This is a genomic window from Streptomyces sp. NPDC058157, assembly GCF_042884105.1.
GTDB lineage: Bacteria > Actinomycetota > Actinomycetes > Streptomycetales > Streptomycetaceae > Streptomyces.
The window spans coordinates 23,128-48,792 of the sequence record NZ_JBHVUQ010000030.1 but is presented as its reverse complement, the minus strand read 5'-3'; the positions used below and the strand labels follow the sequence as shown (position 1 = coordinate 48,792).

22 protein-coding genes and 2 tRNA genes are annotated in these 25,665 nt (G+C 71.1%); 5 read left to right on the top strand and 19 right to left on the bottom strand.

Going from position 1 to position 25,665, the window contains the following annotated elements:
• Window positions 1–6: 6 nt before the first annotated feature.
• The 7 genes from mrdA to ACFVXK_RS10720 all read right to left on the bottom strand — a co-directional run bounded on the left by mrdA (window position 7) and on the right by ACFVXK_RS10720 (window position 7,710).
• On the bottom strand, window positions 7–2,181 hold the full coding sequence (gene mrdA, locus ACFVXK_RS10750; protein ID WP_389611147.1) for a penicillin-binding protein 2: 2,175 nt from the start codon (window positions 2,179–2,181) through the stop codon (window positions 7–9).
• Between the two features lie 13 nt (window positions 2,182–2,194).
• Entirely contained in the window at window positions 2,195–2,899 is a 705-nt protein-coding gene (mreD, locus tag ACFVXK_RS10745; protein ID WP_389611146.1) for a rod shape-determining protein MreD, read from the bottom strand.
• 12 nt (window positions 2,900–2,911) lie between these two features.
• Window positions 2,912–3,859 carry a rod shape-determining protein MreC gene (gene mreC, locus ACFVXK_RS10740; RefSeq protein WP_389611145.1) on the bottom strand — a complete coding sequence of 316 codons (948 nt, stop codon included), beginning with the start codon at window positions 3,857–3,859 and terminating at the stop codon, window positions 2,912–2,914.
• A 165-nt stretch (window positions 3,860–4,024) separates the two neighbouring features.
• On the bottom strand, window positions 4,025–5,044 hold the full coding sequence (locus ACFVXK_RS10735; protein ID WP_008738981.1) for a rod shape-determining protein: 1,020 nt from the start codon (window positions 5,042–5,044) through the stop codon (window positions 4,025–4,027).
• Between the two features lie 306 nt (window positions 5,045–5,350).
• Window positions 5,351–5,761, bottom strand: a complete 411-nt coding sequence (gene ndk, locus ACFVXK_RS10730; RefSeq protein ID WP_389611144.1) for a nucleoside-diphosphate kinase — start codon at window positions 5,759–5,761, stop codon at window positions 5,351–5,353.
• Between the two features lie 64 nt (window positions 5,762–5,825).
• Window positions 5,826–6,176, bottom strand: a complete 351-nt coding sequence (locus tag ACFVXK_RS10725) for a DUF4233 domain-containing protein (RefSeq protein WP_389611143.1) — start codon at window positions 6,174–6,176, stop codon at window positions 5,826–5,828.
• 7 nt (window positions 6,177–6,183) lie between these two features.
• Entirely contained in the window at window positions 6,184–7,710 is a 1,527-nt protein-coding gene (locus ACFVXK_RS10720; RefSeq protein WP_389611142.1) for a bifunctional folylpolyglutamate synthase/dihydrofolate synthase, read from the bottom strand.
• A 117-nt stretch (window positions 7,711–7,827) separates the two neighbouring features.
• Here ACFVXK_RS10720 and ACFVXK_RS10715 point away from each other — a divergent pair, with 117 nt between their 5' ends.
• On the top strand, window positions 7,828–8,877 hold the full coding sequence (locus ACFVXK_RS10715; protein ID WP_389611141.1) for a rod shape-determining protein: 1,050 nt from the start codon (window positions 7,828–7,830) through the stop codon (window positions 8,875–8,877).
• A 32-nt stretch (window positions 8,878–8,909) separates the two neighbouring features.
• Here the strand turns inward: ACFVXK_RS10715 and ACFVXK_RS10710 are convergent, their stop codons facing one another.
• Window positions 8,910–10,058, bottom strand: a complete 1,149-nt coding sequence (locus ACFVXK_RS10710) for a sensor histidine kinase (RefSeq protein WP_389611140.1) — start codon at window positions 10,056–10,058, stop codon at window positions 8,910–8,912.
• A gap of 167 nt (window positions 10,059–10,225) precedes the next feature.
• Window positions 10,226–12,847 (bottom strand): valine--tRNA ligase, encoded by a 2,622-nt coding sequence (locus tag ACFVXK_RS10705; RefSeq protein WP_389611139.1) that lies wholly within the window; start codon window positions 12,845–12,847, stop codon window positions 10,226–10,228.
• 98 nt (window positions 12,848–12,945) lie between these two features.
• Between ACFVXK_RS10705 and ACFVXK_RS10700 the strand changes: the two genes are divergently transcribed.
• On the top strand, window positions 12,946–13,575 hold the full coding sequence (locus tag ACFVXK_RS10700; protein WP_389611138.1) for a hypothetical protein: 630 nt from the start codon (window positions 12,946–12,948) through the stop codon (window positions 13,573–13,575).
• Window positions 13,576–13,667: 92 nt separating this feature from the next.
• The gene (locus tag ACFVXK_RS10695) at window positions 13,668–14,609 is read left to right on the top strand and encodes a hypothetical protein (protein ID WP_389611137.1); all 942 of its coding nucleotides are present in this window, start codon (window positions 13,668–13,670) and stop codon (window positions 14,607–14,609) included.
• A 77-nt stretch (window positions 14,610–14,686) separates the two neighbouring features.
• Here ACFVXK_RS10695 and clpX read toward each other — a convergent pair whose 3' ends face one another.
• The 5 genes from clpX to ACFVXK_RS10670 form a co-directional block, all read right to left on the bottom strand.
• Window positions 14,687–15,973 (bottom strand): ATP-dependent Clp protease ATP-binding subunit ClpX, encoded by a 1,287-nt coding sequence (gene clpX / locus ACFVXK_RS10690; RefSeq protein WP_007264060.1) that lies wholly within the window; start codon window positions 15,971–15,973, stop codon window positions 14,687–14,689.
• A gap of 153 nt (window positions 15,974–16,126) precedes the next feature.
• A complete protein-coding gene (locus tag ACFVXK_RS10685) occupies window positions 16,127–16,795 on the bottom strand; it encodes an ATP-dependent Clp protease proteolytic subunit (protein ID WP_045947945.1) in 669 nt (222 codons plus the stop codon).
• A gap of 79 nt (window positions 16,796–16,874) precedes the next feature.
• A complete protein-coding gene (locus ACFVXK_RS10680; protein WP_365145081.1) occupies window positions 16,875–17,492 on the bottom strand; it encodes an ATP-dependent Clp protease proteolytic subunit in 618 nt (205 codons plus the stop codon).
• A 276-nt stretch (window positions 17,493–17,768) separates the two neighbouring features.
• Window positions 17,769–19,163 carry a trigger factor gene (tig, locus tag ACFVXK_RS10675; RefSeq protein WP_389611136.1) on the bottom strand — a complete coding sequence of 465 codons (1,395 nt, stop codon included), beginning with the start codon at window positions 19,161–19,163 and terminating at the stop codon, window positions 17,769–17,771.
• Between the two features lie 165 nt (window positions 19,164–19,328).
• Window positions 19,329–19,405 (bottom strand) — tRNA-Pro (locus ACFVXK_RS10670).
• Between the two features lie 180 nt (window positions 19,406–19,585).
• Between ACFVXK_RS10670 and ACFVXK_RS10665 the strand changes: the two genes are divergently transcribed.
• A tRNA-Gly gene (locus tag ACFVXK_RS10665) sits at window positions 19,586–19,656 on the top strand.
• Window positions 19,657–19,745: 89 nt separating this feature from the next.
• Here ACFVXK_RS10665 and ACFVXK_RS10660 read toward each other — a convergent pair.
• The 4 genes from ACFVXK_RS10660 to ACFVXK_RS10645 form a co-directional block, all read right to left on the bottom strand.
• On the bottom strand, window positions 19,746–19,940 hold the full coding sequence (locus ACFVXK_RS10660) for a hypothetical protein (protein ID WP_079426944.1): 195 nt from the start codon (window positions 19,938–19,940) through the stop codon (window positions 19,746–19,748).
• A 164-nt stretch (window positions 19,941–20,104) separates the two neighbouring features.
• Window positions 20,105–20,560 (bottom strand): HD domain-containing protein, encoded by a 456-nt coding sequence (locus ACFVXK_RS10655; RefSeq protein ID WP_389611135.1) that lies wholly within the window; start codon window positions 20,558–20,560, stop codon window positions 20,105–20,107.
• Window positions 20,557–21,945 carry a pyridoxal phosphate-dependent decarboxylase family protein gene (locus ACFVXK_RS10650; RefSeq protein ID WP_389611134.1) on the bottom strand — a complete coding sequence of 463 codons (1,389 nt, stop codon included), beginning with the start codon at window positions 21,943–21,945 and terminating at the stop codon, window positions 20,557–20,559. The genes ACFVXK_RS10655 and ACFVXK_RS10650 overlap by 4 nt, the downstream gene beginning before the upstream one ends.
• A 330-nt stretch (window positions 21,946–22,275) precedes the next feature.
• Window positions 22,276–23,421 (bottom strand): PP2C family protein-serine/threonine phosphatase, encoded by a 1,146-nt coding sequence (locus tag ACFVXK_RS10645; protein WP_358896069.1) that lies wholly within the window; start codon window positions 23,419–23,421, stop codon window positions 22,276–22,278.
• 117 nt (window positions 23,422–23,538) lie between these two features.
• Between ACFVXK_RS10645 and ACFVXK_RS10640 the strand changes: the two genes are divergently transcribed.
• Window positions 23,539–24,777: a GNAT family N-acetyltransferase gene (locus tag ACFVXK_RS10640; protein ID WP_389611133.1), complete on the top strand. Its 1,239-nt coding sequence runs from the start codon at window positions 23,539–23,541 to the stop codon at window positions 24,775–24,777.
• A 31-nt stretch (window positions 24,778–24,808) separates the two neighbouring features.
• Here ACFVXK_RS10640 and ACFVXK_RS10635 read toward each other — a convergent pair whose 3' ends face one another.
• Window positions 24,809–25,615, bottom strand: coding sequence for an Fpg/Nei family DNA glycosylase (locus tag ACFVXK_RS10635; protein ID WP_389611132.1), 807 nt, complete (start codon window positions 25,613–25,615; stop codon window positions 24,809–24,811).
• Window positions 25,616–25,665 lie beyond the last annotated feature (50 nt).

The window sequence follows — 25,665 nt, the reverse complement described above, 5'->3', positions numbered from 1 at the left end:
CGGGCCTCAGTCCTGCTTGTGCGCGGGCGGGGCCGGCGGGCCGGCGAGGGCGGGCGGTACGTCCTCGGGGGACGGCGGCACGTACGGCCTGATCTCGGGGGCGTCGATGGAGCCGTCCGGCTGGATGGCGGGCAGGCCGGCCTCGGGCTTGGGGAGCAGGGCCTTGGAGAGGTCCTGCTTGCCGGACATGTCGAGGCCGTAGATGGCGTTGTAGATGTTGCGCACGGCGGGGCCGGAGGCGCCGGAGCCGGTGCCGCCCTGGGAGATGGTCATGACGATGGTGTAGTCGTCGGTGTAGGTGGCGAACCAGGAGGTGGTCTGCTTGCCGTAGACCTCGGCGGTGCCGGTCTTGGCGTGCATGGGGATCTGCTTCTGCGGCCAGCCGCCGAAGCGCCAGGCGGCGGTGCCGCGGGTGGCGACGCCCTCCAGTGCCTCGCTTATCTGCTGCCTGGTCTTCTCGTCCATGGGCAGCTTGCCGTGGGCCTGCGGCTTGATCTCCTCGACCTTCTTGCCGTCGGCGCTGACGACCGCCTTGCCGATGGTCGGGTTCCACAGGGTGCCGCCGTTGGAGATGGCGGCGTAGATGGTGGCCATCTGGATGGGGGTCACGAGGGTGTCGCCCTGGCCGATGGAGTAGTTGACGGCGTCACCGGCGCGCATGAGGTTGCCTTCGAGGCAGTTCTCGTAGGAGAGCAGCTCCACGTAGGTGCCGCCCTTCTTGCCGGTCTTGCACCACTGGTCCTTGTTGGCCTCCCAGAACCGCTGCTTCCACTCGCGGTCGGGGACGCGGCCCTTCTCCTCGCCGGGGAGGTCGACGTGGGTCTCGGCGCCGAGGCCGAACTGGTGGGCGGTCTTGTAGAAGATCTGCGCCGGGTTCTTGATGGGGTGCAGGCCGCCGTCCTTGAGCCACTGCTGGTGGCCGAGGGCGTAGAAGACGGTGTCGCAGGAGACTTCCAGGGCCTGGCCGAGGGTGATGTTGCCGTGGCCCTGGGACTCGAAGTTCTTGAAGACCTGGCCGCCGATGGAGTACGAGCTGGGGCAGGGGTAGCTGCCGTCGAACGGGTATCCGGCGTTGACGGCGGCGGTGGTGGGGATGACCTTGAAGATGGAGCCGGGGGCGGCCTGGCCCTGGATCGCCCGGTTCATCAGCGGGACGTTGGACTCCTTGGCGGTGAGCTTGGCGTAGTCCTTGCCGGAGATCCCGCCGACCCAGACATTGGGGTCGTAGGTGGGGTTCGAGGCCATGGCGACGACCCGGCCGGTCTTGGATTCGAGGACGACGACGGCACCCGCGTCGGCCTTGTAGGGGACGCCGGTGTTGCGGTCGATCTGCTTGCGGGCCTCGACCATGGCGGCGTTGAGCTCGTACTCGGCGACGCCCTGGACGCGGGCGTCGATGCTGGTGACGAGGTTGGCGCCGGGCACGGCGGGGTCGTTCTCGGCCTGGCCGATGACGCGGCCGAGGTTGTCGACCTCGTAGCGGGTGACGCCGGACTTGCCGCGCAGCTGCTTGTCGTAGGTGCGTTCGATGCCGAAGCGGCCGACCTGGTCGGAGCGCAGGAACGGCGAGTTGGTGTTCTTGGCCTTGACGATCTCGTCGTCGGTGACCGGGGAGAGGTAGCCGAGGACCTGGCCGGTGTTGGAGCCGCCGGGGCCCGGGTAGCGGCGTACGGCGGTGGGTTCGGCGGTGATGCCGGGGAAGTCCTCGGGGCGTTCGCGGATCTGCAGGGCCTGCTGGGTGGTGGCCTCGAGGGTGACCGGGATCGGCTGGTAGGGGGAACCGTTCCAGCAGGGCTGGGGGGTCTTGGAGTCGCAGAGCCGGACCTTGTCCATGACGTCCTGCGGCTTCATGTCCAGCACCCCGGCGAGGCGGGTCAGTACGTCCTTGCCCTTGTCCTTTATCTTCATCAGCTCGGTGCGGCTGGCGGAGACGACGAGGCGGGTCTCGTTGTCGGCGAGGGGGATGCCGCGGGCGTCGAGGATGGAGCCGCGGACGGCGGGCTGGACGACCTGCTGGACGTGGTTGTTCTTGGCCTCGTCGGAGTATTCCTTGCCGTTGCGGATCTGCAGGTACCACAGCCGCCCGAAGAGGGTGAGCAGCAGCGAGAAGACGAGCACCTGGAGGATGACGAGCCGGATCTGCACCCGTGGGGTGCGGCCGGTCTCCGGAATGTTGGTCACTGGTGCTCCCCCGTCACAGCTTCCTGACGCTCTTCACGCCCTTGACACCTTTGACGCCCTTTATGCGGCCGGCCCGGTTGGCGCGGCCGCGCGCGGTCATCATCCGCAGGCCGCCGCGCTGGCTGCCGATGCGCAGCCCGGTGCCGCCGGCCAGCCAGCCGGAGGCGACGTCCTTGCCCTGCGGGGGCCCGCCGTTGGCCTCGACGGCCATCGGGTCGTTCTCCGCCTTGCGGGCGAGGGCCATGATGAACGGCACCGTGAACGGGGCGAGCAGCAGGTCGTAGAGGGTCGCGGTGAACAGCAGTCCGACCAGGCCCACGTGGCGGGCGGCGGTGTCGCCGACGAGGGCGCCGACGCCCGCGTAGAGGAGGGTGGAGCCGATCGCGGCGGCCACGACGGTGAGCATCGGCCCCCAGGCGGAGCGGAAGCGGCCGTTGTCGGGGCGGACGAGGCCCACGAGGTAGCCGACGAGGCACAGGACGAGGGCGTACCGTCCGGCGGCGTGGTCGGCGGGCGGGGCGAGGTCGGTGAGCAGGCCGGCGGTGAAGCCGATGAGGGCTCCGCTGACGTGCCCGTAGACCAGGGCGAGGGCGACGACGGTCAGCAGGACCAGGTCGGGGACGGCTCCGGGCAGCTGGAGCCGGCCGAGGACGGTGACCTGGATGACGAGGGCGACGGAGACGAGCGAGCCCGCGAGCAGGATCCGGTTGATGCGCATGGCGGTCAGCTCCTACTCGTCGGCCGGCTTGCCGGAGACGCTGGCGGAGGGGGACGGGGTGACCGTGACGGTGACCGTCGGGATGGGCTTGGGCGGCTCGGGCTTGGGCGGCAGGACGGAGTCGCGGGGGTCCTCGCGCGGGGGCATCACGACGACGCCGACGATGTCGAGGCGGGAGAAGCCGACGAAGGGGCGGACCCAGACGGTGCGGGTCAGGTCGCCGCGGGAGGGGTCGACCTTGACGACCTCGCCGATCGGGACCCCCGGGACGAAGGGCTTGTTGGCGCGGGAGCCGAAGGTGACGAGCCGGTCGCCGGGGTTGATCTTGGCGCGGCCGTTGAGCATCTGGACGGAGAGGGCGCGGTCGCCCTGGCCGGTGGCGAAGCCCAGTTCGCCGGTCTTCTCCAGCCGGGTGCCGACGGTGAAGCCGGGGTCGTTGGCGAGGACGACGGTGGAGGTGTCGGGGCCGACGGTGGCGACGCGGCCGACGAGTCCGTCCCCGTTGAGGACGGTCATGTCGCGCTCGATGCCGTCCTTGCTGCCGGCGTCGATGGTGACGGTCCAGGAGAAGCCCTGGGCCGCTCCTATCCCGATGACCTCGGCGCCCTTGATGCCGTACTGCCCGGCGCCGGCCCGCTTGAGCATCTCGTCCAGCTCGTGGACGCGGCTGCGGGTCCGGTCGTCACTGCCCAGCTTGAGCTTCAGGGCGGTGTTCTCGCGTTCCAGGTCCGTGATCCGGTTGTGGCGCTTGTCGGAGTCGCGGACGGCCCCTATGGCGTTGGCGACCGGGTCCACGGCGGTCGCGACGCCCTCCTCGACGGGGCCGAAGACGGCGGCGGCGGCCCGCCGGGCGCCGTCGACCGGCGAAGCCTCTCCCGCTCTGATGTCCACCGTGATCAGCGCGAACGCGATGGCGATCAGCAGTACCAGGAGCAGCCGGCTCTCTCGTGTGTCCCTCACGTGCGGCGGCCGTGCCTTCCTCGTAGAAACTCGTGCGGCGGAACCGTTCCGGCGGGGCCGGTGCGGCACCGGACTGTGCCTGTATATCAACGATCCGCCGCACGGGCGCGGCAGCACCCGTACGGCGGATCCTTGTGTTCCGCATGCCCCGTTACGGGGGTTTGATCACCGCCGGGGCTGGGCGTCCAGGACCTGCTGGAGGGCCTCGAACTCCTCGACGCACTTGCCGGAGCCGAGGGCCACGGAGTCGAGGGGGTCCTCGGCGATGTGGATCGGCATGCCGGTCTCGCGGCGCAGCCGCTCGTCGAGGCCGCGCAGCAGGGCGCCGCCGCCGGTGAGCACGATGCCGCGGTCCATGATGTCGCCGGAGAGCTCCGGCGGGCACTTGTCCAGGGTGGTCTTGACCGCGTCGACGATGGCGTTGACGGGCTCCTCGATGGCCTTGCGCACCTCGGCCGCGGAGATGACCACGGTCTTGGGCAGGCCCGAGACCAGGTCGCGGCCGCGGATCTCGGTGTGCTCGTCCTTGTCGAGGTCGTACGCCGACCCGATGGTGATCTTGATCTGTTCGGCGGTGCGCTCGCCGAGGAGGAGCGAGTACTCCTTCTTGATGTGCTGGATGATCGCGTTGTCCAGCTCGTCGCCGGCCACCCGGATGGACTGCGCCGTGACGATTCCGCCGAGGGAGATGACGGCGACCTCGGTGGTGCCGCCGCCGATGTCCACGACCATGTTGCCGGTGGCCTCGTGGACGGGCAGGCCCGAGCCGATGGCGGCGGCCATGGGCTCCTCGATGATGTGCACCTGGCGGGCGCCGGCCTGCGTGGACGCCTCGATGACGGCGCGGCGCTCCACTCCGGTGATGCCGGAGGGCACGCAGACCACCACGCGCGGGCGCGCCAGGTAGCGACGCTTGTGGATCTTGAGGATGAAGTACCGGAGCATCCGCTCGGTGATCTCGAAGTCGGCGATCACGCCGTCCTTGAGGGGGCGTACGGCGACGATGTTGCCGGGCGTGCGCCCGATCATCTTCTTCGCCTCGGAGCCGACCGCCAGGATGCCGCCGGTGTTCGTGTTGATGGCGACCACGGACGGCTCGTTCAGGACGATTCCCCGGCCCCTCACGTACACCAGCGTGTTGGCGGTCCCGAGGTCGATCGCCATGTCACGGCCGATGAACGACATGTTGTTCCCCTTGTTCCCCATGAGGAGCGTCTGGCCTTCCAGTTGATAGCGGCTGCTGTCAGGTCGGCGAGGTGGGTGTGTGGGTGGAGGCCCCATCGTAGTGCCGCAGGTACGGACATCGCGCGACGGGACTCCGGCAATCCCGCCGGAACGGATACCCGCCCCCTTAGTGGTGACGTCGTGTCCTGTCCATGCGTTCCCGGACGGCGCCCGCAATACCGAAGGGCGACCGAAATTACTTCGGTCGCCCCAGGTCATGAGCGCTATTCGGCTGATGTCGCGTCAGAAAGGAATGCTCGCGACAGGTCAGAGAGCGGGGAAGAACAGCTTCAGCTCGCGCTCCGCGGACTCCTCGGAATCCGAGGCGTGGATCAGGTTCTCCCGGGTGATGGACCCGAAGTCGCCCCGGATGGAGCCGGGCGCCGCGGCGATCGGGTCGGTGGGTCCGGCCAGCTGGCGGACACCCTCGATCACGCGTTCCCCTTCGACCACGAGGACGACGACCGGGCCGCTCGCCATGAAGCCCATGAGGGGCTCGTAGAAGACCTTGCCCTTGTGCTCGCCGTAGTGGGTCTCCAGGGTCTCCTGGTCCAGCGTGCGCAGCTCCAGCGCCGGAACGGTCCAGCCGGCCTTCCGCTCGATCCGGCCGATGATCTCGCCGATCAGGCCACGGCGGACGGCGTCCGGCTTGAGGATGACGAGCGTGCGCTGGGTCATGTTCCAACTCCTTGCGGCATACGGGTGCGGTAGGGCGAATCTACAGGGCCGGTACGGTGACCCGTCACGCAGCGTCAGCCTCGGCCTGCCGAGCCGCCCAGCTCGCCTTGATCGCGTCGATCCGCCGGCCGTAGTGCACCGAGCACCACCACAGGGCCGCGAAGACCGCGCCCAGGAAGAACATCGTCGGGACCACGAAACCGCTCGCGATCAGGCCGATCTGCAGCGCCCAGCCGAGCTCCACCGCGCCCCGGCGCGAGAGCATCCCGCACAGCAGCACCGACAGCAGCATCGTCACGCCGCAGACCGTCCACACCTCGGCCTGGGTCAGGTCCGGGTTCTTCATGGCCACCAGGCCCGCGAAGCCGACGACGAAGAATTCACCGATCAGCGTGCTCGCGCAGAGCGTGCGCATCGATCCCTCAGCCCCTCTTGAACAGCAGGCGGGCCTCGCCCACCGTGATCACGGAACCGGTCACGAGGACCCCGGCCCCTCCGTATTCGGCCTCTTCCTCCGCCAGCGTGACGGCCGCCTCCAGGGCGTCGTCCAGCCGCGGCTCCACCTGCACCCGGTCGGGGCCGAAGACCTCGACCGCGACGGCGGCCAGCTCGTCCGCGCCCATGGCCCGGTGGCTGGTGTTCTCGGTGACCACGACCTCCGCGAAGATCGGCTCGAAGGCCTCGAAGACGCCCTTGACGTCCTTGCCCTCGCTCGCGGCCACCACACCGATCAGCCGGCTGAAGCCGAAGGCCTCGGTCACGGCCTCCGCGGTGACCTGCGCGCCGGCCGGGTTGTGCGCGGCGTCCAGGATCACCGTCGGGCTGCGGCGCACGACCTCCATGCGGCCCGGCGAGGTCACCGAGGCGAAGGCCTGGCGCACCGTGTCGGCGTCCAGCTCGCGCGCCTGCTGCCCGCCGACGCCGAAGAAGGCCTCGACGGCGGCCAGCGCGACCGCCGCGTTGTGCGCCATGTGGGCGCCGTACAGCGGCAGGAAGATGTTGTCGTACTCGCCGCCCATCCCGCGCAGGGTGAGCATCTGGCCGCCGACCGCCACCTCGCGGGAGACCACGCCGAACTCCATGCCCTCACGGGCCACGGTCGCGTCGACCTCGACGGCCCGCTTCAGCAGCACCTGCGCGGCGTCCACCGGCTGCTGCGCGAGGATCACGGTGGCGTCCTGCTTGATGACTCCGCCCTTCTCCCCCGCGATCTCGCCGGGCGTGGAGCCCAGCCGGTCGGTGTGGTCCAGGCTGATCGGGGTGATCACGGCGACCGAGGCGTCGATGACGTTGGTGGCGTCCCAGGTGCCGCCCATGCCGACCTCGATCACGGCCGCGTCCACGGGCGCGTCCGCGAAGGCCGCGTACGCCATGCCGGTGAGGACCTCGAAGAAGGACAGCCGGAAGTCCTCGGCGGCGTCGACCATCTCCACGTACGGCTTGATGTCGTGGTAGGTCTCGACGAAGCGCTCGGCGCTGATCGGCGCCCCGTCCAGGCTGATCCGCTCCGTGACGGACTGGACGTGCGGGCTGGTGTAGCGGCCGGTGCGCAGCTCGAAGGCGTTCAGCAGGGCCTCGATCATGCGGGCCGTGCTGGTCTTGCCGTTCGTACCGGTGACGTGGATGGTCGGGTAGGCGCGCTGGGGCTGGCCCAGGACGTCCATCAGCGCCTCGATGCGGCTGACGGACGGGTCCAGCTTGGTCTCGCCCCAGCGGGTGGACAGCTCCTGCTCCACCTCCAGCAGCGCCTTGGCCACCTCGGGGTCCTCCGGGCGGGCGGGCACCGGGTCGCCCGAGGGCGGGCCGGCCTGGGCGCGCAGGGTACGGCTGCCGGCCTCGATCACCGCCAGGTCGGGGTCTCGGTCGGCTTCTTCCGCCACTATCTGGTCGAACTCGTCGAACGTGCCGTCGCGGTCGCGGTCCTGGCCCTCGGGCTGCTGCTCACTCACAGCCCCAGTCTACGGACGCGGGCCCCGGGGACTTTCGGCCCGGCCGTTTCGGGACCTTCGGCGGCGAAAGCGACCGGATCGTTATGCAAGCCTTGCGGACGGGAGATTGGGGAACAAATGCCGCAGGCCAGTACCGACAAGACCGCCTCCAGCCGTGACATAGGCATAGACCTGGGGACCGCGAACACCCTCGTCTACGCCCGCGGACACGGGATCGTCCTCAATGAGCCGTCCGTGGTCGCGGTCAAGGCGGGCACGACCACCGCGCTCGCCGTCGGCACGGAGGCCAAGGAGACCATCGGCCGCACCCCGGGCTCCATCACCGCGATCCGCCCCCTCAAGGACGGGGTGATCTGCGACTACGAGGCGGCCGAGGAGATGATCCGGCACTTCGTCCGCAAGGCGGTCCCCGGCCGGCGCCCCCGCACCCGGATGGTGATCTGCGTGCCGTCCGGGGTCACCCCGGTCGAGCGGCGGGCCATCGTGCACGCCTCCACCCGGGCCGGCGCCCGGTCCGTCCACCTGATCGAGGAGCCGATGGCGGCCGCGATCGGCGCCGGACTGCCGGTGGCCGAGGCGCGCGGCTCGATGGTCGTGGACATCGGCGGCGGCACCTCCGAGGTGGCCGTCATCTCCCTCGGCGGGATCGTCACCTCGCAGTCCCTGCGGATCGGCGGGGACCGGCTCGACACCGCGATCACGGACCACGTGCGCAAGGAGCACTCCCTGCTCATCGGCGAGCGCACCGCCGAGGACGTCAAGATCGCCATCGGCTCGGCCTGGCCGGTGCCCGAGCGGCCCGAGCTGGAGACCCGCACCTTCACCGTGCGCGGCCGCGAGCGGGTCGGCGGCATGCCCAAGACCCTGGAGCTGACCGCGGCCGACGTGCGGGCCGCGCTGGACGAGCCGGTCGAGGCGATCATCGCCGCCGTCCGCGCCACCCTGGAGGAGTGCCCGCCCGAGCTGTCCGGGGACGTCATGGAGCACGGCATCGTCCTCACCGGCGGCGGTGCGCTGCTGCCCGGCCTGGACCTGCGGATGGCCTCCGCGACGGGCATCCCGGTGTTCGTCGCCGACGCGCCCCTGGACTGCGTGGCCCTCGGGTCGGGGCGCTGCGTGGAGGACCTGGACACCCTGGGCTCGCTGCTGTCCCCGGCGAAGGCCTGACGGGACGGCCCGGACCCCGGGGCCCCGGGGGGTCAGCCGCGCGGCAGGGTCGCGACGACCTCGTAGGCCTCCTCGCCCCGGCTGGCCGTCAGCGTGCCGCCCAGGCTGCGGACGCGCTCGGCCATGCTCGCCGTCCCCGAGCCCGCCGAGACCGGCGCCCGGCCGGGGGTGCGGGCCGGGAGGGCGTTGCTGACGGCGATCCTCAGGTGCGGGCCGTCCGCGCGGATCGCCACCTCGATGGTCTCCCCCTGCGCGTGCTTGGCGGCGTTCGTCAGGCACTCCTGGACGACCCGGTAGACCGCCGCCTGCCGCAGCGGCGACAGCGCGTACGCCTGGGGGTCGATCGTCAGCCGGACCGGCGAGCCGGCCCGCCCGCTCTCCTGCGCCAGCGCCGCCAGCCCCTCCACGCCCGGGGTCGCGGCCCGCTCGCCGCGCTGCACGATGATCTCGTTCAGCACCAGGTGGGCCCGGCGGGCGGTGTCGGACAGCTCCTCGAAGTCCTTCGCGTACGGGGTCTCCCGCGCCCGCATCGACAGCACCTCGGAGCGCACCGTCAGCAGGGTCAGCTCGCGGCCGACGAAGTCGTGGACGTCGCGGGCGACGGAGGTCCGCTCCTGCTGGACCGCGTGCAGCACGGCCGCCTCGGCCCGCCGGGCCTCCAGCTCCCGCACCAGGTCGTGCCGGTAGGCGGCGACGCCGACGGCGGAGGCGAGCACCCCGATGGGCACGACCAGGCTGAGGAAGGCGCTGAGGGTCGCCGCCTTGGGCTCGGGCCAGCCCGGCAGGCAGAACACGGCGAGCGCGAAGGCGACGTAGCCGGCGGTGGCCAGGACCGCGGCCCGCCGGCCCCGGTGGCGGCCGACGGAGTACAGGGCGAACTGGATCAGCGTCAGCTCGTGCAGCCAGCCGATGAACAGCAGCGCGGTGAGGTACGCCGCCCAGGGCATCCGGCGCCGTACCAGCAGGGTCGTACAGCCGGCAGTGAGCACCAGGGCGGCCTGCCAGCCGTTGAGGGAGTTGTCGGCGGCGGCCAGGCCCGGCAGGTCCAGTGCCATCAGGCCCAGGCAGCTCAGCGCCGTGAGGGCGTCCTGCGCCCGGGGCGAGGCGCCCCAGCCCTCGGCGAGCCGGCGCCCGGAGGCCACGGCCCGGTGGAGTACCGGGACGGAGGGCTTCAGGTGCATGCCCCCATGATGCGTGGTCCGTGGCCGGGATCGGCTCAGCCATTCGGACATATCAAGTGATAAACGGCACTGCGTTCCGGGGCGAAGGGCCCGGTACGGCCATACGAAAGGCCCCCCGCGCGGTCGCTGCGACCGCGCGGGGGGCCTTCCTCCCGCCTACCCGCCGACTAGGCGGCCGGCAGGGCGTCCAGCTGGGCCTGGATCCGGGCGATGTCCGCCTCGGCCTTGGCCAGCCGGCCCTTGATCTTGTCCACGACGTTGTCGGGGGCCTTCGCCAGGAAGGCCTCGTTCCCGAGCTTCGCCTCGGCCTGCTGCTTCTCCTTCTCGGCGGCGCCGAGGTCCTTGGAGAGGCGCTTGCGCTCGGCGGCCACGTCGATGGTGCCGGACAGGTCGAGGGCGACCGTGGCACCGGCGACCGGCAGGGTGGCGGTGGCGCTGAAGCCCTCGCCCTCCGGCTGGAGGCGCAGCAGCTGGCGGATCGCGCCCTCGTGCGCGGCGAGCGGGGTACCGGCCAGGTCCAGGCGGGCCGGGACCTTCTGGCCCGGCTGCAGGCCCTGGTCGGCGCGGAACCGGCGGACCTCGGTGACGACGGCCTGGAGGTTCTCGATCTCCTTCTCGGCGGCCTCGTCGCGGAAGCCACTGTCCTTGGGCCAGTCGGCGACCACGAGGGACTCGCCGCCGGTGAGGGTGGTCCACAGCGTCTCGGTGACGAACGGGACGACCGGGTGCAGCAGGCGCAGGGTGGTGTCCAGGACCTCGCCGAGGACCCGGCCGGAGACCTGTGCGCCCTCGCCGCCCGCGAAGAAGGTCGTCTTCGACAGCTCGACGTACCAGTCGAAGACCTCGTCCCACGCGAAGTGGTACAGGGCCTCGCTGAGCTTCGAGAACTGGAAGTCCTCGTAGTACGCGTCGACCTGCGCGACCGTCTTGTTCAGGCGCGACAGGATCCAGCGGTCGGTCGCCGACATCTTCTCGACCGGCGGCAGCTCGCCCTCGATCGTCGCGCCGTTCATCAGCGCGAAGCGGGTGGCGTTCCAGATCTTGTTGGCGAAGTTGCGGGAGGCCTGGACCCAGTCCTCGCCGATCGGCACGTCGGTGCCCGGGTTGGCGCCCTTGGCCAGGGTGAAGCGGACGGCGTCGGAGCCGTACTTGTCCATCCAGTCCAGCGGGTCGACGACGTTGCCGAAGGACTTCGACATCTTCTTGCCGCGCTCGTCGCGGACCAGGCCGGTCAGGGCGATGGTCTTGAACGGGACCTCGCCGTCCATCGCGTACAGGCCGAACATCATCATCCGGGCGACCCAGAAGAAGATGATGTCGTGGCCGGTGAGCAGGACGTCGGTGGAGTAGAACTTCGCCAGGTCCGGGGTCTTCTCCGGCCAGCCGAGGGTGGAGAAGGGCCACAGGCCGGAGGAGAACCAGGTGTCGAGGACGTCGGTGTCCTGCGTCCAGCCCTCGCCCGTCGGCGGCTGCTCGTCGGGACCGACGCAGACGACCTCGCCGTCCGGGCCGTACCAGACCGGGATGCGGTGGCCCCACCACAGCTGGCGCGAGATGCACCAGTCGTTGAGGTTGTCGACCCAGTCGAAGTAGCGCCGCTCCATCTCCTGCGGGTGGATCGTGACCCGGCCGTCGCGGACCGCGTCACCGGCGTTCTTCGCGAGGGTCTCGACCTTGACCCACCACTGGAGGGACAGGCGCGGCTCGATGGTCGTGCTGCAGCGCGAGCAGTGCCCGACGGAGTGCAGGTACGGACGCTTCTCGGCGACGATCCGGCCCTGCTCGCGCAGGGCGCCGACGACCGCGGACCGGGCCTCGAACCGGTCCAGGCCGAGGAAGGGGCCGTGGACGGTGATGACACCGTGCTCGTCCATGATCGTCATGTTGGGCAGGCCGTGGCGCTGTCCGATGGCGAAGTCGTTCGGGTCGTGCGCCGGGGTCACCTTGACGCAGCCGGTGCCGAACTCGGGGTCGACGTGCGCGTCCGCGACGACCGGGATCGAGCGGTCCGTGAGCGGCAGCTTGATGAGCTTGCCGACCAGGTGCTTGTAGCGCTCGTCGTCCGGGTGGACGGCGATGGCCGTGTCACCGAGCATCGTCTCGGCGCGGGTGGTGGCGACGACGAGGGTGTCCTCGCCCTCCCCGTACTTGATGGAGACGAGCTCGCCGGCGTCCTCCTGGTACTCCACCTCGATGTCGGAGATGGCCGTGAGGCAGCGGGGGCACCAGTTGATGATGCGCTCGGCGCGGTAGATCAGCTCGTCGTCGTAGAGCTTCTTGAAGATGGTCTGGACGGCCTTGGACAGGCCCTCGTCCATGGTGAAGCGCTCGCGCGACCAGTCGACGCCGTCGCCGAGGCGGCGCATCTGGCCGAGGATCTTGCCGCCGTACTCTTCCTTCCACTGCCAGACGCGCTCGACGAACTCCTCGCGGCCCAGGTCGTGGCGGGACTTGCCCTCCTCGGCGAGCTGCTGCTCGACCTTGTTCTGGGTGGCGATACCGGCGTGGTCCATGCCCGGCAGCCACAGCGACTCGAAGCCCTGCATCCGCTTGCGGCGGGTCAGGGCGTCCATCAGCGTGTGCTGGAAGGCGTGGCCCAGGTGGAGCGAGCCGGTGACGTTCGGCGGCGGGATGACGATGGTGTACGCGGGCTTCTCGCTCGCGGCGTCGGCCGTGAAGTAGCCACGCTCTACCCAGCGCTCGTAGAGCTTCCCCTCTACCTCGGCCGGCGCGTACTGGGTCGGCAGTTCGGAGTTGGGGGCACTGGGTGTCTGCGTGTTCTCGGTCACGGGGCACAGGATACGGCGGGCCCCGCCCGCGTCACGAATCCATTCCACCGGGCCGTCCCCCGTTGACCTCGGCCGGTCCGGGGACGTCTCATGCGCCCATGAACGAGATCACCCCGCCCGCCCCCTTCCCCTACCAGCCGATATCGCCCGCGCGGCGCAAGCGCAAGCGCGTCCTCGGCGCGGCCGGAACCGTACTGGGTCTCGCGGCAGGGGCGTTCCTCGGCAAGTGGGCCGTGAACGCGGCCCTCGGCGGCCCCGAGGACGCCGGCCGGTACAAGCTGGTCCCGCCCGCCTCCTTCCAGGGGCTGGCGTTGCAGGAGTCCGGGCCGCGGGTGGACGCGATCAAGCAGGGGCAGGGCGCCCCCAAGCCGGGCACCACCCCCGTGGCCGTGGTCTACGCCGACGGCTCCGGCACCGCGCAGCTGGTGGTCAGCGGCGCCGCCGGGACCTTCACGGACGACGACCCCGGGGCGGTGCTCACCCGCGGCCTGCACGACATGGGCGTCAACGGGGCCGTCACCCAGGACTCCGGCACCCCGGCGGGCGGCGCGATGCGCTGCGGCACCGTGCCCGTCGGGGCGGAGCAGCTGACGATGTGCATGTGGGCCGACCACAGCTCGCTGGTCACGGTCACCGTTCCCGTGGAGAACAAGCCGCCCGCGCTCGACGCACTGGCGGCGCAGACCCGCGCCCTGCGGGCGGCGATGGAAGTACCGGGGCGGTCGTGATTCGGTAACGGCCCGGACCCCGCTGCCCCCGCCGCCCAGACCTTCCGCCAGGATGTGTGAAACGGATAAGGAACCTCACAGGGGGACTCGGGATGAGTTACAACCAGCCAGGGCCGTACGGCCAGCAGCCGCAGCAGCCGGGCCCCTACGGGCAGCAGCCCCCGCCGCCGCCGAACCCGTACGGCCAGCAGCCCCAGCAGCCGGGCTACGGCTACCCCCAGCAGGCCCCGCCCCCGCCGCCGGCCTACCCCCAGCAGGGCGGCTACCCGCCCCCGCCCCCGCCGCAGCCCGCGTACGGCTACCAGCAGCAGCCCCCGCAGCAGGGCTACATGCCCCCGCCGACCCCGCCGAAGAAGTCGAAGGCGGGCCCGATCATCGCGGTGATCGCAGTCGTGGCCGTCATCGGCGGCGCGGGCTGGTGGTTCCTCGGCGGCGGCGCGGGCGGCTCGGTCTCGGACGCGACGAAGGGGTACAAGCTGGTGGCCCCGGATTCGGTGGGTGAGTTCCAGAAGAACCCCGACTACAAAGAGCAGCCCATCAGCGACAAGGACAAGCAGGAAGCCGAGGCCGCAGGCATCAAGAACCCCACCCAGGTGGGTATGAGCTACAAGTCCGGCGACCCCAAGAACCCACTGACCACCAAGGGCCTCACCTTCAGCGGTCTCTACGGTGACATCGCGGACCCTGAGAAGTCGGTGGACGGCTACTTCGCCCTGTTCAAGGCGAACGCCACGCAGAAGAACGACAAGGCGACGGTCGAGCTCGTCGGCAGCCCCAAGTCGATCACCCCGTCCGGTTTCAAGGGCGCTGTGCTCAAGTGCCAGGAAATCAAGTACATCCCGAAGGACCCGACGGCGACCAAGGGGATCAAGGAATTCGCGGCGCCCCTCTGCATCTGGGGCGACTACAGCACGCTTGCCGTCGTCACTGCGTCGGACGCGGCCTCCATCATGGCGGGCAAGCCGGGCTACACCCTGGAGCAGGACGCGGACCTCGCCGCGAAGCTCTACAACACCGCCCGCGTGAAGAAGTAACCACCGCGGAACGCACATGCGGAAGGGGCGCCCCGGATCTCCGGGGCGCCCCTTCCACATGCGCAACGACCAGGCGGCTACGCCGACTTCTCGTGCGGGCCCTGGTCCTTCGGGACGATGCGGGGGACCAGGGTGGGGTTGACGTTGGAGCGGACCACGTCCGCCGTGATGACCACGCGGGCCACGTCCTTGCGGGACGGGACCTCGTACATCACCGACATCAGGACCTCCTCCATGATGGCGCGCAGGCCGCGCGCGCCCGTCTGGCGGAGGATGGCCTGGTCGGCGATGGCCTCCAGGGCCTCGCGCTCGAAGTCCAGTTCCACACCGTCGAGTTCGAAGAGGCGCTGGTACTGCTTCACCAGCGCGTTGCGCGGCTCGACCAGGATCTGGAGGAGGGCTTCGCGGTCCAGGTTGTGGACCGAGGTGATGACGGGCAGACGACCGATGAACTCCGGGATCATCCCGAACTTCACCAGGTCCTCCGGCATGACCTCCTGGAACTGGTCGCTCGCCTCGATCTCCCGCTTCGAGCGGATCGTCGCCCCGAAGCCGATGCCCTTGGCGCCCGCGCGCGACTCGATGATCTTCTCCAGGCCGGCGAAGGCGCCGCCCACGATGAAGAGCACGTTCGTCGTGTCGATCTGGATGAACTCCTGGTGCGGGTGCTTGCGGCCGCCCTGCGGCGGGACCGACGCCGTCGTGCCCTCCAGGATCTTCAGAAGGGCCTGCTGCACGCCTTCGCCCGAGACGTCGCGCGTGATCGACGGGTTCTCGCTCTTGCGGGCGACCTTGTCGATCTCGTCGATGTAGATGATCCCGGTCTCGGCCTTCTTGACGTCGTAGTCGGCCGCCTGGATCAGCTTGAGGAGGATGTTCTCCACGTCCTCGCCGACGTAGCCGGCCTCCGTCAGCGCCGTCGCGTCGGCGATGGCGAACGGGACGTTCAGCATGCGGGCCAGCGTCTGGGCCAGCAGGGTCTTGCCGGAGCCCGTGGGGCCCAGCAGCAGGATGTTGGACTTCGCGAGCTCGATCGCGTCGTCACGGCCCTGCGCGCCGCCGTTCTCGCCGGCCTGGACGCGCTTGTAGTGGTTGTAGACCGCTACCGAGAGCGCCTTCTTCGCCGGCTCCTGGCCGACGACGTAGCTCTCCAGGAACTCGTAGATCTCACGGGGCTTGGGGAGTTCCTCCCACCGGACCTCGGAGGTCTCCGCGAGCTCCTCTTCGATGATCTCGTTGCAGAGGTCGATGCACTCGTCGCAGATGTACACACCGGGTCCTGCGATGAGCTTCTTCACCTGCTTCTGGCTCTTCCCGCAGAACGAGCACTTGAGCAGGTCGCCGCCGTCACCGATGCGTGCCACGAGGTGCTTCCCCTTCGCCTGGGAGACGCTTGGTTCAGCGCTCCTGGTGCCTCATATCCGACGGTACCTTGCCGGGGGCCCCGTACGGGGCCCCCTTGACGCGGTTCACAGCGCAGAATCCTGCGGTGCGGCCGCGTCAACTGACGGCAAGGATCAGGCCGCGTTCATCTTGCGGGTCGAGACGATCTGGTCGATCAGACCGTAGGCCAGCGCGTCCTCGGCCGTGAGGATCTTGTCGCGCTCGATGTCGTCGCGGATCTTCTCGATCGGCGTGGTCGAGTGCTTGGCCAGCATGGTCTCCAGCTGGTCGCGCATGCGCAGGATCTCGTTGGCCGCGATCTCCAGGTCGGAGAGCTGCTCGCGGCCGGTGCCACCCGACGGCTGGTGGATCAGCACGCGGGCGTTCGGGAGGGCCATGCGCTTGCCCGGGGTACCGGCGGCGAGCAGGACCGCGGCGGCGGAGGCCGCCTGGCCCATGCAGACCGTCTGGATGTCGGGCTTCACGAACTGCATCGTGTCGTAGATGGCCGTCAGCGCCGTGAAGGAGCCGCCCGGGCTGTTGATGTAGATCGAGATGTCGCGGTCCGGGTCCATCGACTCCAGGCACAGCAGCTGCGCCATGACGTCGTTGGCGGAGGCGTCGTCGATCTGCACGCCGAGGAAGATCACGCGCTCCTCGAAGAGCTTCGCGTACGGGTCGTACTCGCGCACGCCCTGCGAGGTGCGCTCCACGAAGCGCGGGACGACGTAGCGGTTGTCCACCTGCGGGCCGGAGTAGAGGCCGCTCGCGGAGAAGTTGTTCTGCATCTGGGTGTTCACCATCCTGGTGGCGTTCTGCGGGCTGGGGTTGCCTGGAGCGGGCCTGCGGGCGTACGGACGCCGTACGCCGGGCCCGGGGCGGTCAGGCCCCGGTGCCGCCGCCGCCCGGAGCGAGGGACGCGGCCGCGATGATGTCGTCGATGAGGCCGTACTCCTTGGCCTCCTCGGCGGTGAACCAGCGGTCGCGGTCGCCGTCGCGGATGATCGCCTCGACGGTCTGGCCCGAGTGGTGGGCGGTGATCTCGGCCATGCGCTGCTTGGTGCGCAGCAGGTACTGGGCCTGGATCTTGATGTCCGACGCGGTGCCGCCGATGCCGGCGGAGCCCTGGTGCATCAGGATGTCGGTGTTCGGGAGCGCGAAGCGCTTGCCCGGGGTGCCGCCGGTGAGCAGGAACTGGCCCATGGAGGCGGCCATGCCCATGCCGATGGTGACGACGTCGTTCGGGATGAACTGCATGGTGTCGTAGATCGCCATGCCGGCCGTCACCGAGCCGCCGGGGCTGTTGATGTACAGGTAGATGTCCTTCTCCGGGTCCGCGGCCAGGAGGAGGAGCTGCGCGGTGATCTTGTTGGCGATCTCGTCGTCGACCTGCTGGCCGAGGAAGATGATGCGCTCGCCGAGCAGCCGGTTGTAGACATGGTCGCCGAGGCCGCCACCGATGGACGGCTCACCCGCGGCGTAAGGCTTCAGATTCGTCACGTATCCACCTGCTCGTCTCCGACGGCCACATGCCGTCTCAGCGTCTCGTTCTGGGGCGCGGACCGGTCGGTGGTGCGATGCCCCGCCGGCTCCGGGTAGTCCCGTGCCCTCGTATTCATGGACCCTAACGCGCAGGTCGGACAACGCCATCCCGCTTCCCGAACTGTTCGCTCGGAGCGCAAGGTCCCGAGGGCCCGCCGAGCGGGCGCGGAAGGGCCCGTACGCGGCTGCGTACGGGCCCTTCGCGGTACTGCTCAGCGGGCGTCGCCCGAGGTGTTACTTGGCCTCGTCGGCCTTGGCCTCGTCGTCACCCTCGACAGCGGCCTCGACGACCTCGGCGGCCGTCTCGACCTCGTCCTCGTCGTCGGAGAGGTCGACGACCTCACCCTTGGTGTCGACGACCTTGGCGGCCTCGACGACGACCGCGAGGGCCTTGCCGCGGGCGACCTCGCCGACCAGCATCGGGACCTGGCCGCCCTCGACGACGGCCTGGGCGAACTGGTCGGGGGACATGCCCGAGGACTGCGCGCGGCGCATGAGGTGCTCGGTGAGCTCCTCCTGGTTGACGCCCAGCTTCTCCTTGTTGACCAGCGCGTCGAGGACGAACTGGGTCTTGATGCCCTTGACGGCCTGCTCGGAGGTCTCGGCGTCGAACTCCTCGACCGTCTTGCCCTGGATCTCGAGGAACTTCTCGAGGTTCAGGCCCATCTGGCCGAGCTGGTGGTGCTCCAGGTTGTGCTTGCGGGTCTGGACCTCGTCCGCGAGGAGCTTCTCGGGGATCGGGACCTCGACGAGCTCCAGCAGCTTCTCCAGGACGCGCTCCTGGGCCTGCGTGGCCTGGTCGTACTGCTTCATGTTCTCGAGGCGCTTGCGGCTGTCGGCCTTCAGCTCGTCGAGGGTGTCGAACTCGCTCGCCATCTGGGCGAACTCGTCGTCCAGCTCCGGCAGCTCGCGGGCGGAGACCTTGGTGACCTTGACGGTGACCTCGGCGTCCTTGCCCTCGGCGGAGCCGCCCTTCAGCTGCGAGGTGAAGGTGGCCTCGCCGCCGGCCTCGAGGCCCTTGACGGCCTCGTCGATGCCGTCGAGGAGCTCGCCCGAGCCGATGGTGTAGGAGACGTCGCTGGCGACGCCGTCCTCGAGGACCTCGCCGTCGACCTTGGCCTCGAGGTCGATGGTGACGACGTCACCCTCGGCGGCGGCGCGCTCGACGTCCTTGGTGGACGCGAAGCGGCTGCGCAGCTGCTCGACGGACTTCTCGACGTCCTCGTCCGAGACCTCGACCGCGTCGACCTCGACCTCGATGCCGGAGTAGTCCGGGATCTCGATCTCGGGGCGGACGTCCACCTCGGCGGTGAAGGCCAGCAGCTCGCCGTCCTTCAGCTCGGTGATGTCGACCTCGGGCTGGCCCAGCGGGTTCAGGTCGGCCTCGTTGACGGCCTCGGTGTAGAACTTCGGGAGGGCGTCGTTGACGGCCTCCTCCAGCACCGCACCGCGGCCGAAGCGCTGGTCGATGACCCGGTTCGGGATCTTGCCCTTGCGGAAGCCCTTCACCGTGACCTGCTGGTTGATCTTCTTGTACGCCGCGTCGAGGCTGTCCTTGAGCTCCTCGAAGGGCACCTCGACAGTGAGCCGAACCCGAGTCGGGTTCAGGGTCTCCACGGCGCTCTTCACGGTTCGGTCTCCTTGTGGCTGACTGCTGGGGGTTCTGCCGGATCGCTGCGATTCAGCGGCCTCGGCGGATTCGGCCCGGTACATCAGACACACGGGCACGCAGCTTGCATAGTAACCGCAAGCGGCAATCAGCCCACAACGCGATCTTCGTGGGGACACTGCTGGTGGTCGGGGTGGCCGGATTCGAACCGACGACCTTCCGCTCCCAAAGCGGACGCGCTACCAAGCTGCGCCACACCCCGTCGGTGCGACACGTAGGGTACATGCCCGAAGACGCTCCGGCGCCCCCGGTTTTCCCGCCGGGCGTACGCGCGCGCTGCGCGTCCGGGGACACGGCGCTCGAAAGCGGTGTGCACTCCCCCTGCGCGACCCGCTAGGATGCTGTCCGTGCCGCGGTCCCACGGACCTGCGGCGCGTGTAGTGCGGGTGTAGCTCAATGGTAGAGCCCTAGTCTTCCAAACTAGCTACGCGGGTTCGATTCCCGTCACCCGCTCTGAACGGCCCAGGGCCGGGTCGAGGACCTCCTCGACCCGGCCCTGACGCGTTGGTGCGGCGCCTTCGGAACCCTCGCCTTCGGAATCCTCAGAGCTTGATGCCGGCGATGGTGTCCGCGAGGGAGTTCAGGAAGCGGTTGACGTCCGGGGCGATGGAGCTGGACGCCAGGAAGAACCCGAAGAGGACGGCGACGATCGCCGGGCCCGCCTTCATGTGCTTGCCGCGGATCAGGATCACCAGGATGATCGCCAACAGAACCACGACTGACAGCGAAATGGCCACTTCTGATCACACCTTCGGTCGTCCCCTGGCCGGCCCGGGGGTCACTCCCGTGCGCACCCCCACATGGACCATCCTCCCACCAACCGGGCCCTCCTATCCGCCCCGTGACGAATCGACAACACGTCTTTCCGGCCAAGTGGATACGAACCGGGCATATTTCGGGGTCACGGGGCGGTGATGCCGAGGAGGGAGCGGACGCGGGCGTACTTGGCGGTCAGCCGGTCGCGGGTGGGGGCGTCCAGCACGGAGAGGCGTACGGGGTCCGCGTTGTGCGCGAGGTCGGCCTCCTTGACGAGGACGGCCCCGGGGGTGGCGAGGATGCGGGCCGTGTACTCCTCGACCGGTTCTCCGGCGCGCTTGGTGAGCGCCATGACCATGTCCTTGACCTCCTGCGGGAGGGCGGCCGCCGCGAGCTGCCCGGCGCTGAGCGCGTCGTCCTCCACGGAGTCGTGCAGCCAGGCGGCGGCCTGCTGGGCGGCAGTGCCGCCGCGCAGGCGGACGCCCTCGGCCACGGCCGCGAGGTGCTCGGCGTAGGGGCGGCCTGCCTTGTCGGTCTGGCCCTCGTGCGCGGAGCGGGCCAGGGCCTCGACCTCGGTGAGGGTGAGGGAGCGGTCGGTCATGCGATCTCCTTTGCTGCGGCGCGGAGGGCCTCGGCGGCCCGGCGCACATCGGCGGGTTTCGTACGCCAGTTGGAGAACGCCGCGCGCAGGGCGGGCGTTCCCCCGAAGACGGTGGGGGTCACGAAGACCTCGGCGGCGACGGCCTCGCGGAGGGCGGCCAGCCGTTCCGGGGTGGGGTCCTCGGCGAGGGTGAAGCAGACGACATTGAGGCGTACGGGGGCCAGCAGCCGCAGGGCCGGGTCCGCCTCCAGGAGCTCCCCGAGGGCGCGGGCGCAGGCGGTGTCGCGTTCGACGATCTCCCGGTGGCCCGCGCGGCCGTAGGCGCGCAGAGTGAACCAGGCGGCCAGGGCCCGCAGCCGGTGGGAGTTCTCCGGGGTGAGGTGGACCAGGTCGGGGTCGGCGCCCAGGGGACCGAGGTAGGCGGCGGCGTTGGCGAACACGCGGGCCTGGAGGTCGCGGCGGCGGGTGAACTGGACGGCGCTGTCGTAGGGGACGTTGAGCCACTTGTGCAGGTCGACGCAGACGGAGTCGGAGGCGTCGAGGCCCTCGGTGAGGTGGGCGTGTTCCGGGGAGAGGGCGGCGAAGGCGCCGAAGGCGGCGTCGGTGTGCAGCCAGAAGTCGTGGCGGTCCTTGAGGGCGGCGACGGCCCGCAGGTCGTCGAAGTCGACGGTGTTGACGGTGCCGGCGTTGGCGACGACGACGGCCGGGCCCGGGGTGTCGGCGAGGGCGCGGTCCAGGGCGGCGGGGTCGACGGCCTCGCGGCCGGGCAGGGTGGGCACCGGGACGAGGGCGGCGCGGCCGAGGCCGAGGACGGACAGGGCCTTGGCGACGGAGGAGTGCGGGGCGCCGGACAGGACGCGGACGGGGCCGAGCGCGGCGACGCCGTCCCGGGCCGGGGAGACGCCGAGGCGCTCGCCGAGCCACTCGCGGGCGATGGCGAGGCCGACGGTGTTGGACTGGGTGGCGCCGCTGACGAAGGTGCCGGTGTGGGCGGGGCCCAGCCCGAAGAGGTCGCGCAGCCAGGAGACGGTCTCGCGTTCGAGGTGCTGGCCCGCGCCGTCCATGGCGGAGTTGGAGTTCTGGTCGTGGACGGCGGTCAGCCAGTCGCCGGCGAGGGCGGCGGGGGTGGCGCCGCCGGTGACGAAGCCGAGGTAGCGGGGGCCGGCGGAGGCGGAGAGGCGGGGCTCCCAGCGGGCCCGGAACTCGGCGAGCGCGTCCTCGGCGCCGACGCCGTGCGCGGGGAGCGGGCGGGGGGCCGGGGGCCCGTCCTGCGACGGTACGACGGCCCGCGCGTCCAGCCCGGCGAGGGCCTCGACGGCGGCGCCGCGGGTGGCGTCGAGGAGGGCGGGGAGACGGGCGAGGTCGGCGGCGAGGGTGGCGTCCATGAGCGGACGGTAGCCGTGGCGGGGGCGGGACGGGACGTGCCAATCGCCACGCAGTGGCCCGGACCGGTGGCGGGGGGGCGGGCCCTGGGCCCCGGTGCGGCGGGGCGGCTCGGCTGTGGCCCTGACTCGCCGGGGCGGGCCGGCTGGGGCGGTGCCGCGGCCGTGCCGGGCCGGGGTGGCGCGGCCGGGTCCCGCTGCGCGGACTGGTCTCCCCGCCCCGCCCTTCCCCCGTTCCCCGGGCTGCGCCCGTACGGGGTCAGGGGCGCTGCCCCTGGGAACGCCCCGGCGCCGAGCCGCGCGAGCGGCGCGTCGAGGAGGGGTGCGGCGCGTTCAGAAGGGGGCGCGGCGGATCAGGAGGAGGGCTCGGTCGTCGTTGACGTCCTTCGCGACCTTTTCGATCAGGTGCCACGCCGCGCCCTCCCAGCCCGCCGCGACGTACCGGTCGGCCTCGCCCGTCAGGCGGTCGATGCCCTCGCTGATCTCGCGGTCCGCGGTCTCGACCAGGCCGTCGGTGAACAGCATCAGGACGTCGCCGGGCCGCAGGTTGCCCCGGGCCGGTTCGAACTCCGCGCCGTCGTAGACGCCGAGCAACGGGCCCTCGCCCGACTTCTCCTGCCAGCGGCCGGTGCCGGCGGAGAGCTGGAGGGCGGGGAGGTGCCCGGCGGAGAGGAGTTCGTAGTCGCCCGTCTCCAGGTCCAGGACGAGGTGGATCGAGGTGGCGAAGCCCTCGTCCCAGTCCTGGCGCAGGAGGTAGCCGTTGGCGGCGGGGAGGAAGTCCTGGGGCGGGAGGGCGCCGAGGAGCCCGCCGAAGGCGCCGGAGAGGAGGAGGGCCCGGGAGCCGGCTTCCATGCCCTTGCCGGAGACGTCGGTGAGGACGACCTCCAGGGTGCGCCCGCCGTTGGTGCGCGCGGCGACGACGAAGTCGCCGGAGAAGGACTGGCCGCCGGCCGGCCGCAGGGCCATCTCGCGGTGCCAGGCCGGCGGCAGGGCGGGGAGCTTGCTCTGGACCCGGATGCGCTCGCGGAGGTCGAACAGCATCGTGCCGCCGCGCCGCCACGGTACGCCGACGCGGCTGCGGAACTGGGCGATGATCAGGCCGAAGAATCCGCAGGCGGCGACCACCAGGACCGTTCCCGGGGTGACCCGGGCGGGCCCCTCGGTGTACGGGCCGAGGACGAGGGCCTCGACGATCAGGGCGGTCGCGGAGGCGGCGTACAGCCCGAGCAGGCTGGCGGGCCGCAGCAGCAGCCCGCCCGCCACGATGGGCAGGACGAGCGCCGACGGCGAGAACCAGACGGGCAGCAGCAGGGTGCCGCAGGCGATGGCGGGGACGGTCAGCAGCAGGCCCGCGAAGGCCAGCCAGTCGCTCGCGTCGCCGCGGAAGTAGTCGACGGCGGATTTGCGCAGGGCTGTGCGGGCCCGGTGCGACAGCATGCGCGCCCGGGCCCTGAGCGTCTCCACGCGTGCTCCGGCCATTGCACCGGGACCCTATCCATCAAGGCTGTGCGCGCGCAGGGGTACCCCCGTACCTCGGGCCCGCGGATGCCCGAAAACAGTTCGACCGGGCCGTATTGCCCTGGTAGGGATGGCCCTATGGCTCTTGATACGCGCGTATTGCAGGCTGATGAGTGGGATGTCTGGTACGACCATCTGGAACTGGCGTTCGGTGGCGTGCCGGAATCCCCCGAGGAGCGGACGCTCTACCGGTCCCTGACGGAGCTCGACCGTTCGCTGGGGGTCTGGGACGGCGGGACCTGTGTCGGTTCGGCCGGGGCGTTCAGCTTCCGGCTGTCGGTGCCGGGCGGGGCGCTGGTCCCGGCGGCGGGCGTGACGATGGTCGGGGTGGCGCCGACGCACCGCAGGCGGGGCGTGCTGACCTCGATGATGCGCCGCCAGCTGGACGACGTCCGGGCGGCCGGTGAGCCGGTCGCGGTGCTGACGGCCTCGGAACCGGAGATCTACGGGCGCTTCGGCTACGGCACGGCCTCCTACGACCTGGTGGTGGACGTCGACACGACCCGCGTGCGGCTGGACGTGCCGCCGGGGACGGACGGGGTGCGGCTGCGGCTCGTGGACCCGGTGAAGGCGCTGGACGACTGCGAGCGGGTGTACGCGGCGCTGGTCGCGGGCCGGCCGGGGATGCCGGCCCGGCAGCCGGGGTGGGAGCGGCTGGGGCTGCTCGACCCGGAGTCGCACCGGGAGGGGGCGTCGCCGCTGAAGTGCGTGGTGGCGGAGGACCCGGCCGGGGCGGTCGTCGGGTACGCGCGGTACCGGGTGCGGCCGGACTGGGAGCCGGCCGGGTCGGACGGCAAGGTGCTGGTCGGCGAGGTGGACGCGCTGGATCCGGCGGCGTACGCGGCGCTGTGGCGGTACCTGTTCGAGATCGACCTGACCTGGCGCGTACGGGCGTACCGGCGGCCGGTGGACGATCCGCTGCTGCACCTGGTCAACGACATCCGGCGGGTCCGGGCCCAGCAGCGGGACGCGCTGTACCTGCGGGTGGTGGACCTGCCGGGGGCGCTGGAGGCGCGGGGGTACGGGGCCGCGGTGGACGTGGTGCTGGAGGTCGAGGACGCGTTCTGCCCGTGGAACGCGGGGCGCTGGCGGCTGACGGCCGGGGCGGACGGTTCCGGGGCGCGGTGCGTGCGCAGTGACGACCCCGCCGAGCTGGCGCTGTCGGCGCGGGAGCTGGGGTCGGTGTACCTGGGCGGGGTGACGCTGGCCTCGCTCGCGGCGGCCGGCCGCGTGCGGGAGCTGCGGCCGGGGGCCCTGCGGGAGGCTTCGCGGGCCTTCGCGGGGGACGTCGCCCCGTGGCTCCCGCACAACTTCTAGCGCGCCGGGCGGGGGCGGCCTCCGCCCCCGCCTAGCGGGTCTGGCAGGTGGGGCACCAGAAGAGGTTGCGGGTGGCGAGGTCGGCCGTGCGGATCTCCGTGGTGCAGATGTGGCACGGGAGCGTCGCGCGGCGGTAGACGTACACCTCGCCGCCGTGGTCGTCGACGCGCGGCGGGCGGCCCATGGCCTCCGGGAGGTGTTCGTCGCGGACCGTGTCGATGCGGTTGCGGCGGACGCCCTCGCGCATCAGTTCCGCCAGGTCGGCCCACATCGCGTCCCATTCGGCGCGGGTGAGGTCCTTGCCCTGGCGGTAGGGGTCGATGCCGTGCCGGAAGAGGACCTCGGCGCGGTAGACGTTGCCGACGCCCGCGACGACCTTCTGGTCCATCAGCAGGGCGGCGATGGTCGTGCGGCTGCGGGAGATGCGGGACCAGGCGCGGGCGGGGTCGTCGCCCGGGCGCAGCGGGTCCGGGCCCAGGCGGTCGTGTATCGCCTTCTTCTCGGCCTCGGTGACCAGGGCGCAGGCGGTGGGTCCGCGCAGGTCCGCGTAGTGGTCCTCGTTCAGCAGGCGCAGCCGGACGGTGTCGGTGGCCGGCGGGGCCGGGGCGGGGCCGAAGCCGAGTTTGCCGAAGAGGCCGAGGTGGATGTGGATCCAGGCGTCGCCGAGTTCCAGGAAGAGGTGCTTGCCGTGGGCTTCGGCGCTCTCCAGCTCGCGCCCGTCCAAGAGGGCGGCGCTCTCGGCGAAGCGTCCCTGGGGGCTGCTGACCCGGACCGTGCGGGCGGCGAAGCGCTCGGTGTGGTCCTGGGCGAGGCGGTGGATCGTATGGCCCTCGGGCACGCCGTGCTCCTGCGTCGTTCGGTCTGGGGGCACCGCCCAGCGGTAGCTGG